Genomic DNA, 14,039 nt, shown 5'->3' with positions numbered 1-14,039 from the left:
AGTCGACCACACCGACGTTCACGTCGACGACTGCGGCGACCCGGGGCGGAAACGCTCAAGCCCGCGCGGACGCAACACGGGTCGTGAGCGGCGCGACGGACGTCGTCGTGGTGGGGTACGGCGAGATCGGCACGAAGAGCGCCGCAGTCCGGTCGAAGCTCCTCGACCGCCTGGCGTCGAACGTCGAGAGCGTGGTCGCCGACCGCGGGCTCGACGTCGCCGTCGACGCGACGTGGGCGCGGCTCTACCTGACGGGGCCGGCCGCCCAGCTCGACAGCGCGGCCCGGGCGACTGCCGAGGTGCCCGGCGTGGTCTGGGCGCGCCCTGCCCGCCGGTGTGAGCCGACCCTCGACGCCATCGTGGAGACGCTGGTCGGCGTGGCGGCGGACCACCCCGAAGACGACACGTTCGCGGTCCGCGGCGAGCGGGCGGGGCCGGCCGACGCCCATCCCTTCTCCAGTTCGGAGATCGAACGCGTCGGCGGGCGTGCAGTGCTCGACGCCGTCGCCGGCACGGTCGACCTCGACGCGCCCGACCGGGTCTACCGGGTGGAGTGCCGCGAGGAGTGGGCCCACGTCAGTCACGTCTCGTACGACGGTCCCGGCGGTCTCCCGGTCGGATCGCAGGGGACCGTCGTCGCGCTGGTGAGCGGCGGCATCGACTCGCCGGTGGCCGCGTGGCAACTGCTCCGCCGCGGCTGTCGTGTCGTGCCGCTGTACGTCGACCTCGGCGCGTACGGCGGCGCCGACCACCGCGCGCGAGCGGTCGAGACCGTCGACCGACTGCGGCGTCGTGCGCCGAACGTCGACCTGCGGCTCCGCGTCGTCGACGGCGGGCCGGTCGTCGAGCGAATCGTGGACCACGTTGGGGACACGCGGATGCTCTCGCTCCGCCGCGCGATGCTCCGGATGGCGGCGGTCGTCGCCGCGGACGAGGGCGCAGACGCGATCGCGACGGGCGAGGCACTGGGACAGAAGTCGAGCCAAACCGGTCCCAACCTCGCGGTCACGGACGCCACCGTCGATCTCCCGGTCCACAGGCCGCTCCTGACGTGGGACAAGACCGACATCGTCGACTGTGCACGGGATCTGGGCACGTTCGACGACGCGACACTCCCCGTGGGGTGCGAGCGGATCGCTCCGACGCATCCGGAGACGGCGGCGACCCGTGCGGCGGTCGTCGCGGTGGAACCCGACGACCTGCTGGAGCAGGCGGTCGCCGTCGCCCGGAACGTCAGGATCGTCGACCCCGGCTCCGTCACCGACTGAGCGACTCCGGCTCCGTTACCGATCGAGCGACCACGCCACCGAGACGACCGTCGGCCGTGCGTCGGGTTGACACACACGCGAAAAGCGCGGGCATGTACTCGGATTGTCTGCAGTCGGGAGCGATTATTACGTGACAGACAGAGCGAAACAGCGTGAACGATCACACAAAAATGGGTTTACGTAGCTCCAGCACCTACCCTGAAGTATGTCCCACACGAAGCGCCGCGTTTCCCGACCTCGACCCGGTCCCGACTGGGTCGTTCAGGACGTCCGTCCGTACGCGTCCTGGTGCGAGGGGAGCGACGAGTGCGCCGCCTGCGGGGCCGACGTCGACCTGCGCGGAGACCACTACGGCATGGAACTCCTGCGCCCGCTCCCGACCGGGGGGAAGCTCGGTCTCGAACGCGAGCGGTTCGTCTTCTGCTCCGAACGGTGCGTCGCCGACTGGCGTCACGACTGACCTTCGCTCGACGGATCACGAGGACCACAACGGCTTTACTCGGCCACGGTGACTCCGGTGACGTGACGCGGGTCTGTATCGTCGGCGTCGACGACGTGAACCTCCGCTACGAACTCCTGTCGAGAGAGACCTCCCGGGCCGCACTGGCGACGTACGACCTCGCCGAGCCGTTCGCCAACGCGATCGCCGTCGACACGGTGAGCCTCGGGGCCGCCGTCTCGCTCCTCAACGACCTGAACTGGTACCTGGTGCGGTTCGCCGAACACGCGTTCGTCCGCGACCCGTCGATCGATCCCGACGAGTGGCTCTCCCGCGACCTGGCGCGGAAGGTCAGAGACGGACGGATCGACCCCGACGAGACCGGCGAGTACGTCGCGATCTTCGGCGTCGTCGACGGCCGGCTCGTGGAGCCGATGTACGTCTCGCGAATCGACGGCGGCCTCCCGGAGTACGACCTCCGCGACGCCGACGAGACGGTCGTCGTCCGACTGACGGGCGCGGAGTTCGACGCCGGTTAGGGGTGCGAGCGACGCGAGCGATCGGCGGTCCACGGGCGATGGGGCTGTCCCGAGCGGTAGGTCGTCGTGGCCGGCGCGGGCACCCTAACAGGTATGTCACTGTGGCACAAGAAACGCGACGTGAGCCGAGAGTGGAACGCGTACGACGTCAGTGTGGGACCGCTCGGTGCAGAACTGGTGGTGGCTCCGGACGCGACCGAGGCGGGCGTGGCCGTGGTCGAACACACACTCCCGCCGCGGACGCTGGGGGCGCCGCTGCACCGACACGAACACGAAGACGAGATATCCGTGGTGCTGTCGGGCGTCCTCGGGGCCCAGCAGGGCGAGGAGGTGTCGACCGCCGGCCCCGGCGAGGTCGTCGCTAAACCCAGAGGCGTGTGGCACACGTTCTGGAACGATGGCGACGAGCCCCTGCGCTTCCTGGAGTTCATCGCACCGGGCGCGTTCGCGGGCTACTTCGAGGAGGTGGCCGCGGTCGTCCCCGAGGGACCTCCCGACGAGGCGGCGATGCGTCGTCTCGCGGAGATCGCGGGGGCGTACGACCTGGAGATGGACCCCGGGAGCATGCCGGAGCTGGTGGAGCGACACGGACTCGAGCGGTAGTGGGGTGCGTCGAGCGGGACCTACTCCTGCTCGTCGAACATCCCCGTCGACATGTAGCGCTCGCCGCTGTCCCAGTACACCGTCACGACGAACGGATCGTCGACACCCTCGTCCAAGAGGCGTTCGGCCACCCACTTCGCGGCGAGGTTCGACGCCCCGCTGGACTGTCCGACGAAGACTCCCTCCTCGCGCGCCAGCCGCCGACACTCCGCCTCGGCCTCGTCGATCGTCACCGTCTCGACGTCGGTGAGGAGGTCGGTGTCGAGGTTCGGCGAGACGAAGCCGGGCCCCATCCCCTGGAAGTCGTCGATGCCGGGTTCGCCACCGGAGAGGACGGCGTTGTCGGCGGGTTCGACCGCCACGATCTCCATCTCGGGGAAGGCCTCGCGGAGCCGCCGACCCGTGCCCGTGATGGTCCCGCCGGTGCCGACGCCGGCGACGAGGGCGTCGATCTCGCGGTCGCCGACCTGATCGAGGATCTCGGGACCCGTAGTGTGGTAGTGCGCCTCGGGGTTGGCAGGGTTCTCGAACTGTCGGAGCTGGTGCATCCCCTCGGCTTCGAGTTCGTCCGCGCGGTCTTTCGCCGTGGAGATGTCGCCCTCGACCAGTTCGATCTCTGCGCCGTACGCGCGCATGATCCCTCGCCGTTCGGGCGACTTCGACGCGGGCATGACGACCGTGAGGTCGTACCCCTTCGCGGCGGCGACGACGGCGAGACCGATCCCCGTGTTGCCGCTGGTTGGCTCGACCAGCGCGTCGCCGGGTTCGATCGCGCCCTCGCGCTCGGCGGCCTCGACCATCGCCAGCGCCGGCCGGTCCTTCGCGGAGCCGCCGGGGTTCTTCGACTCGATCTTCGCCGCGACCGTCGTCCCGTCCGGCGAGTCGACCCGAACGAGCGGCGAGCCGATCGTGTCGAGGATGCTCTCGTTCATGTCGGCCGGTACACGACCCGTCGATAAACCGGTGACGGAGCCGGCGACGGACGGCGTCGTTCGTCATCGGACGGATTTATATGTATCCCGCACGGTTCGCTGGACGTACATGACCGAGCTGTCGGACGACACTGTCGTCCTCGACGCCGACGAATCGTCGGTCCTCGTTCACGAGGTCCCGCTCACTGAGCCACCCGAGATCGACGCGTCGGCCCGCCTCGGCGACGACTACGTCACGGTCGACATCCGGTTCAGTCGCCTCCCCTCCCGTGCCGACCTCGCGGACGACGCCGACGTGGTCCTCGTCGGGCCGGCGGAGGAAGGGTCGTTCGGCGACGTCCCCGTCTACCCGGTCGCTGGTCCCGAGAACCTCACCGGGTACGGGGTGGCGCTCACGCAGGTGATCGAGGACGTCGACGCGCCGCTGTTCGTCACGGTCGACTCGCTCACGGCACTCCTCCAGCACGTCTCCGTCGACGCGGCGTTCCGGTTCGTCCACGTCCTCAGCGGTCGGATCGACCGCGAGGACGCCGTCCTCGTCGCCACGATCAACCCCGGTGCACACGACGAGCAGACGCTCGCCACTATGACCCAGCCGTTCGACGTCGCTGTCGTCGGTGAGGAGGGCGACCGACGGATCCGACGACGCGGCTAAACAGCGTTAAGACGCTCGGTACCGAACCTCGCGTCATGAGTCGGAACCAGCGGTTGGAGACGATGCAGCCGAACCCGGCCTGGGACGCCGCCTCCTACCCCGAGGTCGTCGAGACGCTCGGCGGCGCGGGGCTGGTGTTCAAGGTGTGGGGTGGCGACTGGTGCAAGGATTGTCGGGCACGACTCCCCGACTTCGGTGCCGCGCTCGCCGCCGCGGGCGTCCCCGAAGAGCGCATCGAGCACTACCCCGTCGAGAAGCGCGAGGACGGGTCGAAGGTGGGCCCACACGTCGACGAGTACGGGATCGAACTCATCCCGACCGTCGTCGTCGAGCGCGACGGCGAGGTACTCGCGCGGTTCGTCGAGAAGGAGGACGTGCCGGTCGCGGTCTACCTGGCCGACCGTCTCGCGGCCGAATCGGCTGCGGCCGAAGCCGACGACTGATCGCAGCTACTCTTCTGTCGCCACGGTTCCGTCCGCACCGTCCTCCGAGAACCACGTCAGCGCCTCCTCGACCGACGACCGCGGCGGCGAACACGAGAACCCCTCGCAGGCGTACACGGTCGGGCCGTCGCGTGCCTCCCGGCCGGCCCACACGGGTGGTGCCTCGTCGAGGTCCAGCGTCCGGAGCCACGGTTCCAGCGCCTCGTCGGTCGCCGGCCGCGGCGCGACCACCGCACCCGGGAGGTACCGGGCCGCGAGCGTCTCGCGCCACGCGTCGGGGACCGACTCCGCCGCGAGCGTCAGTTCGAGCACGCCCGCGTGGTACTTCTCGGCCGCGAGGACGAGCGAGACGTGCTCCATCGGGTTGCCTCGCAGTCGGTTGGCGTGACGCTCAAGGACGCGTTCGGCCACGTCGGCGAACCCGCTCTCGGGCGCGAACCCGTCGAGGTCGAGGAGGAGATCGACCATCACGCCCAGCGAGGAGGGCGTCGACTGGTCCGACAGTTCCTGGGGGCGCGTCACCAGCCCCTCGCCGCTCTCGGGCGTGAAGTACAGCGTCTCCCTGTCCTCGTCCCAGAACTCCGCTTCGACGACCCGGGCGAGCGTCAGCGCGAACCCCAGGTGGTCGACGTCGCCGGTGACCTGGTAGAGGTCGAACGCGCCGCGGGCGAGGAAGGCGTAATCATCGAGGAAGCCGGGCCCCTTCACGTCGCCGTCCTTGTACCGGCGGGCGAGTCCCTCCTCGGGATCCCACAGGTGCTCGCGCACGAACGACAGCGCCTCGCTCGCCCGCTCGGCGTACGACTCGTCGAGGACGCGAGCGCCCGCGGCCAGCGCCGAGATCGCCATCCCGTTCCACGAGGCGAGCACCTTCTCGTCCCGGGCGGGACGCGGACGGTCCTCGCGGGTCGCGAACAGTCGCTCGCGGGCGTCGTCGAGACGGTCGCGGATCTCCTCGACGGTGGCGTCGTGTTCGTCGGCGAGATCGGCGAGGCTCGTCGCCAGCGTCAGCACGGTCTCCCCCTCGAAGTTGCCGCCGGGAGTGACGCCGTAGCGGTCGCAGACGAGGTCGACGAGTTCGCCGTCGGCGTCGTCTGCACCGTCTCCGAGGGCGTCGGCCACGCGCTCGGGCGTCCAGACGTAGAACGTCCCCTCCTCGCCCTCGCTCCGGGCGTCGAGCGTGCTGTAGAACCCGCCGTCGGGGTGTGAGAGTTCCCGGTCGAGGAACGCGAACGTCTCGCGGGCGACCTGCGCGTATCGCGCCGTGCCGGTGAGCTGGTACGCGTCGAGGTACACCCGGGGGAGGAGCGCGTTGTCGTACAGCATCTTCTCGAAGTGGGGGACGACCCACTTCCGGTCGGTCGCGTAGCGATGAAAGCCGCCGCCGAGGTGATCGTACATCCCACCGTCGGCCATCGCGTCGAGCGTCCGTCGGACGACGGCGAGCGGCTCGTCTCGACCGGTCCGGACGTGCGACCGCAAGAGGAGTTCCAGCCGCGACGGCTGGGGGAACTTTGGCCCGGAGGAACCGAAGCCGCCGTACTCGCGGTCGGCGCTGCGGAGCGCGGCGCTCGTCGCGTTCGCGAGCGCCTCCGTGGAGACCTCACCGGGCGCGTCGGGCGTCTCTTCCAGCTCGTTCCTGAGCAACGAACTCCACTGATCCGCGCGGTTCTCGATCTCCTCGCGGTCCTGGTCCCACGACGCGGCGAGCCGTTCGAGCAGGTCGAGGAAGCCGGGCATCCCCCGGCGTGACTCCCGGGGGAAGTACGTCCCGACGAAGAAGGGGCGGCCGTCGGGCGTGAGCCACGCCGAGAGGGGCCAGCCGCCGCGACCCGTGGTGCGCTGGCAGATGGTCATGTACACCGAGTCGACGTCGGGGCGCTCCTCGCGGTCGACCTTGATCGGGACGAAGTGGTCGTTGAGGAACGCGGCCACCTCCGGGTCCGCGAACGACTCCTCCTCCATGACGTGACACCAGTGACAGGCGGAGTAGCCGATCGAGAGGAAGATTGGGACGTCGCGCTCGCGCGCCTCCGCGAGCGCCCCTTCGTCCCAGGGCTGCCAGTGGACGGGGTTGTCGGCGTGCTGGCGAAGATATGGGCTCTGTTCCTCGTCGAGACGGTTCCGACCCGCGCGTTCGGTCATAGTCGTCCTTGTCTCCGGGGAACCCTAAAGGCGTTCAGTCGGATCGGCGAGACAGTCGTCGCCCGCACACCGTGGGGTGCGCGTTCGGGCCGCGTACGACGAGTTCGGGGCGCCGAGCGACGGCACGTCGAACCCTCTCTGGCCGTGCGAGCACTGGCCGGGTCAGACCCCGACAGGGTTATGGTAGATGATACCACACATACTTTGGTACTATGACAAAGCGGCTCGACTGCATCATCGAGGGGTGTCACGCATCGATCGAAGGAGAGACCGAGGCGGAGATCATGGCACAGGCCCAGGAACACGCCGCCGGGGCCCATCCGGACGTGGAACTGGACGACGCGACGGTCGAGTCGATCCGGTCGAGCATCCGGGACGTATAGGGAACGAATCGACTGGGGTTTCGACGACGACGTCGGTCCCTTCTTCGACTTCGACCTCGGCTTCGGTTCGGCCTTGACGGAGAGCGTGACCAGCCGGAGAGGCACCTCCCCGCTACCCACCGAAGACGGTAGACGGAGCCAGCCTGCCGGTGACCGTCCCGCGACGCCAGCCCGATCCGATATCCACGCTCGTGAACACCGTCGCTCGGCGGAAAGGCAAACTTTACACTCTCGTGCAAAACTCCTCCGACAATGACGGAGACCGTACTCCTGGTGGGTGGGGGCGGCCGCGAGCACGCGATCGCCCGTGCGCTCGCCGACGACTGCGAGCTGTACGCCTGCGCGTCGAACCGGAACCCGGGCATCGGTCGGCTCGCCGAGGCGATTGAGCTCGTCGACGAGACCGCGGTCGAGGAGATCGTCGACTACGCCGAGGAGATCAGCGCGACGCTGGCGGTGATCGGTCCCGAGTCGGCGCTGGCGGCGGGCGTCGCCGACGCCCTCGACGAGGCGGGGGTGTACACGTTCGGCCCACGCGAGGAGGCGGCACGCATCGAGACGGACAAGGCGTACCAGCGGCGGTTCATGCGAGACCACGACGTCCCGGGCTGTCCCGCCTTCGAGACGTTCGACGACATCGAGGCGGCCTGCGACTACATCGACGCCTTCGACGGAGACCTCGCGGTCAAGCCCGCCGGACTCACCGGCGGGAAGGGCGTCAAGGTCATCGGCGACCAGGTCACGAAGGCGGAGGCCAAGGCGTACCTGCGCGAGGAGTCGTACGACCGGGTCGTCCTCGAGGAACGGCTCGTGGGCGAGGAGTTCACCGTCCAGGCGCTCGTCGCCAACGGCGACGTCCGGGTGACGCCGGCGGTCCAGGACCACAAGCGCGCCTACGAGGGCGACGAGGGACCCAACACGGGCGGGATGGGGTCGTACTCCGACGCGTCGCTCATCCTGCCGTTCATGACCGAGGACGACTACGCCGCGGCCATCGAGATCCTCCAGGCCGTCGTCGACGCCCTCCCCGAGTACAAGGGGGTCCTCTACGGGCAGTTCATGCTCACGGCCGACGGTCCCAAGGTGGTGGAGTTCAACGCCCGTTTCGGCGATCCCGAGGCGATGAACACCCTGCCCGTGCTCCGGACGCGGTTCCTCGACGTGCTGACCGCGGCGCGCGACGGGAACTCGCTCCCCGAACTCCACTTCGACCGCAAGGCCACCGTCTGCAAGTACGCCGTCCCCGACGGCTACCCCACGGAGCCGACCGCCGGCGCACGCATCGCGGTCGACGAGGAGAGCGTCGGCGAGGCGCTCCTCTTCTACGCCTCGGTCGACGAACGCGACGACGGGCTCTACACCACAACCTCCCGCTCGTTCGCGGTCGTCGGCCTCGGCGACACCATCGAACAGGCCGAAGGGATCGCCGACGGCGCGCTCGCGGCCGCGGACGAGGGACTCCGCGTCAGGCACGACATCGGCAAACACGAACTCCTCCGGGCCCGGATCGACCACATGGACGAACTCCGCGGGTCGTAACGCCGACGGATCTGCCCGACACTCGTCGGGACGGTCGGCTCGGTCCATCGGATCGACCGCTCGCCGGCGCCGTTCTCCGAGCCCCCCGCACAACGTTCTTGCCGTCTCGTGTCGACCGACGAATATGGACGATTCGGACCCGTGGACCGTCTCTAGGGAGGCGTTCCCCGACGACGGCCCGCTCGACGCACAGCTCCGGTTTCTCCTCCAGTACGCGATCCTCGCACCGTCCAGCCACAACACCCAGCCGTGGCGGTTCTCGATCGAGAACGGCGGCGTCGACGTCGCCGTCGACGAGGATCGGTGGCTCCCCGTGGCCGACTCCGACCGCCGCGAGCTGTACATCAGCGTCGGCTGTGCGCTGGAGAACCTCCTCGTCGCCGCCGAGGAGTTCGGCTTCGAACACGACGTGACGTACGTCGCCGCCGAGGACGGACCCGGCGTCGCGCGCGTCGTCCTCTCGCCCGGCGGGTCGCGGTCGCCCCTGCGCGGGGGACTGTTCGAGGCGCTCACCGAGCGGTCGACGAACCACGGACCATACTACGGCTCCGTGTCGGCGTCCACCCTCGCGGAGCTCGAGCGGGCGGTCGCCGACCCGGACCTCTGGATCGAGTTCGTCGAGGGCGAGGAGACGAAGGCGAGGCTCGGCGAACTCGTGACGCGCGCGGACCGCCGGCAGTTCGAAGACCCCGCGTACCGGAGGGAGCTCGGCGAGTGGATCGGGAACGGGGCGCTCGCGACGTCGTGGCTGAAGGCGAAGCTCGGGCAGCTGGCGGTGACCCACCTCGACCTCGGTGACCGGCAGGCGGCGACGGACTCCGTCCTCGTCGAGGGCGCGCCGGTCGTGGTCGTCCTCGGGAGCGAACTGGACACGCGGAGCGCACAGGTCCGGGTCGGGCAGACCTTCGAACGACTGGCACTGCTCGCGACGGTCGAGGGGCTCTCGGTCCACCCGATGAGTCAGGTGCTCGAACTCCCGGACCTGCGCGCGGAACTGACCGACGCGCTCGGGATCGAAACCGGCGACACCGACGACACCGCCGGCGGCGGAGGCAAGGTCGTCCAGCACCTGTTCCGGCTCGGACACGCCGACCCCGAACGGGGTCACTCCTCGCGCCGCCCGCTCTCGGCGGTCCTCGACTGACGCTCGCGACGACGCTCGGCTGAGGCTCTCGACGACGTGCGACTGACGCTCCCGGTGACGCTCGAACCGACGGGCGTCGCTCTCTGGCGGTCACGCGAGAGGGTTTTACTCACCCCCGTCGAAGCCCGTGTCGTGACAGACACGCACGACGGTGCGGACGACGGGGACGCCGCGGACGACGAGGGAGGCTCGGACGACGGGCAAGACGACGGCGAGACGGACGCGTCGGGGACCGACGACCGTCGCCACGATCGCCTCACCCGCCATCCGACGCGGGGACGGAGCAACTCGCTGATGCAGTGGACGGACGCGAAGTCGCCGCTGACGGTGTCGCGCAACTACGCCGTCGTCCTCCTCGCGCGGGTCTCCCCGAGCCTCCGGCTGAAGAACCGCCTGTTCCGCGCGCTCGGCATGACCGTCGGCGAGGGAGTGGCGTGGGGGCTGGAGTCGACGCCGGACGTCTTCTGGCCCGAACTCATCACGGTCGACGACCACGCCATCATCGGCTACGACGCCACCCTGCTCTGTCACGAGTTCCTCCAGGAGGAGTACCGGACGGGCGAGGTCCACGTGGGTGAACGGGCGATGATCGGCGCCGGAGCGGTCGTGCTCCCCGGCGTTCGGATCGGGGCGGGCGCGCAGGTGGCGGCGAACTCGCTCGTCGCGGGGGACGTTCCCCCGGGTGCGACCGTGGCGGGCGTCCCGGCGACGCCGGTGTCGACAGTGGACGACGGAACCGGGGCGGCCGACGCCGACACGGGAGGAGTCGACGAGGAGTAACCCAGCGACAGGGTCGACCAGTCCGCTTCGTTGTCCGTCTCAGTCCTCGCGGATCGGCTCTGAGACGTTCTCGCCGACCGCCGTGTCCGAGGCGTGCTGGAGGCGGATGGCGAACGTCGCCCCCTCGGGTTCGTTCTCCTCGACCCACGCGGTTCCGTCGTAGTTGCTGACGATGCTGTCGACTAGGAACAGCCCGAGACCGGTCCCGTGGTGGACCACGTCGACGTCTTCGCGGCCGAAGATGAGGTCTTCTTGCTCCAGCGGGACACCGGGCCCGTTGTCTCGGACGCGGACGACGACGTCCGTCTGTCGGTCCAGCACGTCGACTTCGACCTCCGGTACCTCCTTGTCGTTGTGGACGACGGCGTTCTCGATGAGCGCGTCGAAGGCGGCCGAGAGGAGGTCGTCGGCGTAGACGCGGACACCGGGGATCTGTCCGAGCGAGATGTCGGCCTCGGGGAACTGTTTCCGGGCCGCGACGACTCGCTCCTCGAGCACCTCCGCGAGCCGGACGGGGCGGCTCTCGGCGTCGTACGACTGTTCGAGGAGGTCGCGAAGGTCGCGGACCTGGTCCGACCGCCCGACGATCTGTTCGACCTGTTGGCGGGCCTTCCGGAGGGACGCGAGCGCGTCGGGATCGTCCGTCTTCGTGGCGGCCCGATCGATGTATCCGTACATCAGATTGAGTTCGTTCCGGAGGTCGTGGCGCAGGAGTCGACTCAATACGCGCGAGGTGCTCGCGTACCGCTGCTGTTTCGTCGTGTCGACGAACACCGCGACGTACCCTTTCGTCTTCCCGTCGACGACGATCGGCGCGGTCGACCCCCGACCGTAGACGCGCGTGCCGAACTTCGTCTGCAGTGCGAAGTCCCCCCGCCACGGTTCGCCACGGACCAGCGTCTCGATGATGTCGTCGACGGTCTCCGTGTCGCCGGCGATGATCGACACCGGCTCGCCGACCAGCTCGTCACGGGCGTAGCCGGTGAACACCTCTCCCGCTCGGTTCACGTCGTTGATGATGAAGTTCAGATCGTAGAGGAGCATCGGTGTATCAGCGTTGTAGAACGCTTCTACGTACACCGACGGAGGCGGAGTAGACATCAGGTGCGTACGTTCCATACACTCCGGGGTGGTATTAACCCGTCCCCTACACGCGTGAGAGCGTGAACGTCAGCGAGAACCGACACTCGGCGGAGGATCGATGTCAGTGCCTATCGTGTGTCTGTCGCGTGTCTGATTCGGCCGCTGCGCTCGTGCGTATCGGTCCTGTCGATTCCGATTCGCCAGTGAGAGCGGCGGTGATGTCCCGTGCGTGCCAGGCGGGGCGGTGTGGGTCTCGTGCGCGTCGTGGGGTGTCAGCGGCGGTGATGTCCCGTGCGTGCCAGGCGGGACGGCGCTCGGTTCAGGCGGAGCGGAGCGTGAACAGTTCGTCGTAGTACGTGGTGACGAGGTCGGCGACGCTGTCGACGGCGTCGGTCTCGTCGTCGCCCCACTGGTCGTGACCGGCGACGCCGGCGACGAAGTAGTCCGCGAGTCGGGCGATATCTCTCGGTGCCGCGTCGACACCGTCGAGCATCGCTTCGACCTTGATGCGGTGGGCGGTCGCGGCGGCGTCCATCCAGTTCATCTGCTGACCGTGGAGTTTCCAGAACCGCGTCTGTGCGGCCGCGTAGTCGTGGTCGATGTCGACGTGGTCGCAGACGTCCCGGAGGTACGCTTCGACCAGGTCCCAGCGCGGGTCGGCGAGGAGTGGTCCGTCGCGGACCGCAGTGTCCGTGAGGAACAGCGTCGCGTCGAGCCCGTGTTCGTCGACCGCCGAGGCGAGCGCCTCGCGGTTCTCGATCTCGTCCTGGATGAAGAGCGCTTCGACGAAGCGAACGCCCGCGAGGTGGGCCATCGACTCCGGGACGTGGGGAAACTCGGCGACGAACGCCGTACCCATCAGGTCACGGGCCATGTCCGCCGCACGAGCGGCGGCAGTGGCGTCGCCCGCACGGAGGTGAGCGTCGCGTTCGTCCTGTGCGTAGAACGCCCGGAGCAGGGTCTCGGCCGCCTCGTCGGGGGTGGGTACGTCAGTCGTGGTGTCGGTGCTGTGGATCGTCCGCGTCGGTTCGCGTGCCAGAGAGTTCGAAGATTCGGACATGGTTTTTGGTTCGCGTGCCAGGCGACCCCTTGCGACGGGGTCGTCACTTTCACCGTTCGGGGGGTAGTACATAAGTTCATCTCGCTAACTATCACGGCTGAAACTGTGAAAAATATAGCATTAACCTGAAAGTAATTATTTCGTGTATTTATTGCTCGTAGTATTGTGCGCATTATGAGAGCGTGAAGACGGACGGAGCGGAATTAATGGGGCATAAAACGAATGACGTGGCGCCCTTTCGAGCCGTGCAGTCACCTGACCCGGGCGACGCCGCGTTCGAATACCTTGTCGTTCGGGAGGATGAGTTCCTCCTCGTCGGACTCGATGTGAGTGACGAACAGGTCCATCTCAGAAACGATTCCGTGAGCGTCGCCGACTCTGATCTCGTCACCGATCCCGTACGGCTGGTTGAGGAGGAGGTAGATCCCCGCCGCTCCCGACGCGAGCATCTGTTTGAAGGCGACGACCGTGAGCACGACGAGCGCGAAGAAGTACGCGGCGAGCGACACGACGAGCGCATCGGTGGCGACGCCGACCTGCGACAGCGCGATGAGCGTCGCCAGGTACAGGACGCTGTACTTCGCTCCCAGCGGGACGACATCGACTCGTTCGAGCTTGACGCCACGGAGCTGTTCGGCGACGAACAGTTCGACCTTGTCGGCGACGACGAGTCCCACGATGATGATGATCGTGGCGGCGAACACCTGTGGGAAGAGGGCGGCGATCGCGCTCCCGAGCTGGTCGACGTAGTCGATGCCGAGGACCGACAGCGCCACGAGGACCGCGAGGCCGATGACGAAGTAGCGCGTCAGCCGCGAGAGAATGACGACCGTCGAGCTCCCGAAGTCGCGCGCGGTTCGCTCGAACGAGGTGCCTTCGATCGCGTTCGGGACCCCGAGCCGTTCGAGGACCCGTCTGAGGAGTACGCTCGCCAGATAGCCAAGGACGACGCCGAAGACAACGATTCCGAGCGCGATCCAGATCCGTGTCGGCACGGCGTCGAGCAGCTCCCTCGCCGTCTGCATC

General features: G+C 68.5%; 15 protein-coding genes. 10 read left to right on the top strand and 5 right to left on the bottom strand.

Features of this window, described 5'->3' with window-relative positions; all coding sequences use genetic code 11:
* The first annotated feature begins 83 nt into the window (after positions 1-83).
* From FZP69_RS12135 to FZP69_RS12120, 4 genes are all read left to right on the top strand, one after another.
* On the top strand, positions 84-1,268 hold the full coding sequence (locus tag FZP69_RS12135; RefSeq protein ID WP_152041677.1) for a tRNA sulfurtransferase: 1,185 nt from the start codon (positions 84-86) through the stop codon (positions 1,266-1,268).
* Between the two features lie 205 nt (positions 1,269-1,473).
* Complete coding sequence (locus tag FZP69_RS12130; protein WP_152041676.1) at positions 1,474-1,728, top strand: hypothetical protein; 255 nt, start codon at positions 1,474-1,476, stop codon at positions 1,726-1,728.
* A gap of 62 nt (positions 1,729-1,790) precedes the next feature.
* Positions 1,791-2,246 (top strand): DUF5804 family protein, encoded by a 456-nt coding sequence (locus FZP69_RS12125; RefSeq protein WP_152041675.1) that lies wholly within the window; start codon positions 1,791-1,793, stop codon positions 2,244-2,246.
* A 120-nt stretch (positions 2,247-2,366) separates the two neighbouring features.
* Complete coding sequence (locus tag FZP69_RS12120) at positions 2,367-2,849, top strand: cupin domain-containing protein (protein ID WP_204960005.1); 483 nt, start codon at positions 2,367-2,369, stop codon at positions 2,847-2,849.
* Between the two features lie 20 nt (positions 2,850-2,869).
* Here the strand turns inward: FZP69_RS12120 and FZP69_RS12115 are convergent, their stop codons facing one another.
* Positions 2,870-3,781, bottom strand: a complete 912-nt coding sequence (locus tag FZP69_RS12115; RefSeq protein ID WP_152041673.1) for a PLP-dependent cysteine synthase family protein — start codon at positions 3,779-3,781, stop codon at positions 2,870-2,872.
* A gap of 109 nt (positions 3,782-3,890) precedes the next feature.
* On the opposite strand from FZP69_RS12115, the gene FZP69_RS12110 reads away from it, so the two are divergent.
* Positions 3,891-4,436, top strand: a complete 546-nt coding sequence (locus FZP69_RS12110; RefSeq protein WP_152041672.1) for a DUF7504 family protein — start codon at positions 3,891-3,893, stop codon at positions 4,434-4,436.
* Positions 4,437-4,471: 35 nt separating this feature from the next.
* Positions 4,472-4,879 (top strand): thioredoxin family protein, encoded by a 408-nt coding sequence (locus FZP69_RS12105; protein WP_152041671.1) that lies wholly within the window; start codon positions 4,472-4,474, stop codon positions 4,877-4,879.
* 6 nt (positions 4,880-4,885) lie between these two features.
* Here FZP69_RS12105 and FZP69_RS12100 read toward each other — a convergent pair whose 3' ends face one another.
* Positions 4,886-7,024 (bottom strand): thioredoxin domain-containing protein, encoded by a 2,139-nt coding sequence (locus tag FZP69_RS12100; protein WP_152041670.1) that lies wholly within the window; start codon positions 7,022-7,024, stop codon positions 4,886-4,888.
* 212 nt (positions 7,025-7,236) lie between these two features.
* On the opposite strand from FZP69_RS12100, the gene FZP69_RS12095 reads away from it, so the two are divergent.
* From FZP69_RS12095 to FZP69_RS12080, 4 genes are all read left to right on the top strand, one after another.
* A complete protein-coding gene (locus tag FZP69_RS12095; protein WP_152041669.1) occupies positions 7,237-7,407 on the top strand; it encodes a DUF1059 domain-containing protein in 171 nt (56 codons plus the stop codon).
* 252 nt (positions 7,408-7,659) lie between these two features.
* The gene (gene purD / locus FZP69_RS12090) at positions 7,660-8,946 is read left to right on the top strand and encodes a phosphoribosylamine--glycine ligase (RefSeq protein WP_152041668.1); all 1,287 of its coding nucleotides are present in this window, start codon (positions 7,660-7,662) and stop codon (positions 8,944-8,946) included.
* Between the two features lie 124 nt (positions 8,947-9,070).
* Positions 9,071-10,090, top strand: a complete 1,020-nt coding sequence (locus FZP69_RS12085) for an Acg family FMN-binding oxidoreductase (protein ID WP_152041667.1) — start codon at positions 9,071-9,073, stop codon at positions 10,088-10,090.
* Between the two features lie 132 nt (positions 10,091-10,222).
* Complete coding sequence (locus tag FZP69_RS12080) at positions 10,223-10,870, top strand: acyltransferase (protein WP_240137620.1); 648 nt, start codon at positions 10,223-10,225, stop codon at positions 10,868-10,870.
* A 39-nt stretch (positions 10,871-10,909) separates the two neighbouring features.
* Here the strand turns inward: FZP69_RS12080 and FZP69_RS12075 are convergent, their stop codons facing one another.
* The 3 genes from FZP69_RS12075 to FZP69_RS12065 form a co-directional block, all read right to left on the bottom strand.
* On the bottom strand, positions 10,910-11,971 hold the full coding sequence (locus FZP69_RS12075) for an ATP-binding protein (protein ID WP_152041666.1): 1,062 nt from the start codon (positions 11,969-11,971) through the stop codon (positions 10,910-10,912).
* A 301-nt stretch (positions 11,972-12,272) separates the two neighbouring features.
* The gene (locus tag FZP69_RS12070) at positions 12,273-13,013 is read right to left on the bottom strand and encodes a hypothetical protein (protein WP_152041665.1); all 741 of its coding nucleotides are present in this window, start codon (positions 13,011-13,013) and stop codon (positions 12,273-12,275) included.
* Between the two features lie 251 nt (positions 13,014-13,264).
* The gene (locus FZP69_RS12065; RefSeq protein ID WP_152041664.1) at positions 13,265-14,038 is read right to left on the bottom strand and encodes a mechanosensitive ion channel domain-containing protein; all 774 of its coding nucleotides are present in this window, start codon (positions 14,036-14,038) and stop codon (positions 13,265-13,267) included.
* Position 14,039 lies beyond the last annotated feature (1 nt).

The sequence above is a fragment of the Salinigranum salinum genome (assembly GCF_009176545.1).
Classification (GTDB): Archaea; Halobacteriota; Halobacteria; order Halobacteriales; family Haloferacaceae; genus Salinigranum; species Salinigranum salinum.
Note: the sequence above shows the minus strand (reverse complement) of the source record. Positions and strands in the feature narration are given on the sequence as shown.

Excerpts from the sequence above, each read along its gene's own strand:
- FZP69_RS12130 (WP_152041676.1), top strand. The coding sequence starts at position 1,474 with ATGTCCCACACGAAGCGCCGCGTTTCCCGACCTCGACCCGGTCCCGAC.
- FZP69_RS12115 (WP_152041673.1), bottom strand. The coding sequence starts at position 3,781 with ATGAACGAGAGCATCCTCGACACGATCGGCTCGCCGCTCGTTCGGGTC.
- FZP69_RS12110 (WP_152041672.1), top strand. The coding sequence starts at position 3,891 with ATGACCGAGCTGTCGGACGACACTGTCGTCCTCGACGCCGACGAATCG.
- FZP69_RS12105 (WP_152041671.1), top strand. The coding sequence starts at position 4,472 with ATGAGTCGGAACCAGCGGTTGGAGACGATGCAGCCGAACCCGGCCTGG.
- FZP69_RS12100 (WP_152041670.1), bottom strand. The coding sequence starts at position 7,024 with ATGACCGAACGCGCGGGTCGGAACCGTCTCGACGAGGAACAGAGCCCA.
- FZP69_RS12095 (WP_152041669.1), top strand. The coding sequence starts at position 7,237 with ATGACAAAGCGGCTCGACTGCATCATCGAGGGGTGTCACGCATCGATC.
- purD (WP_152041668.1), top strand. The coding sequence starts at position 7,660 with ATGACGGAGACCGTACTCCTGGTGGGTGGGGGCGGCCGCGAGCACGCG.
- FZP69_RS12085 (WP_152041667.1), top strand. The coding sequence starts at position 9,071 with ATGGACGATTCGGACCCGTGGACCGTCTCTAGGGAGGCGTTCCCCGAC.
- FZP69_RS12075 (WP_152041666.1), bottom strand. The coding sequence starts at position 11,971 with ATGTCTACTCCGCCTCCGTCGGTGTACGTAGAAGCGTTCTACAACGCT.
- FZP69_RS12070 (WP_152041665.1), bottom strand. The coding sequence starts at position 13,013 with ATGTCCGAATCTTCGAACTCTCTGGCACGCGAACCGACGCGGACGATC.
- FZP69_RS12065 (WP_152041664.1), bottom strand. The coding sequence starts at position 14,038 with ATGCAGACGGCGAGGGAGCTGCTCGACGCCGTGCCGACACGGATCTGG.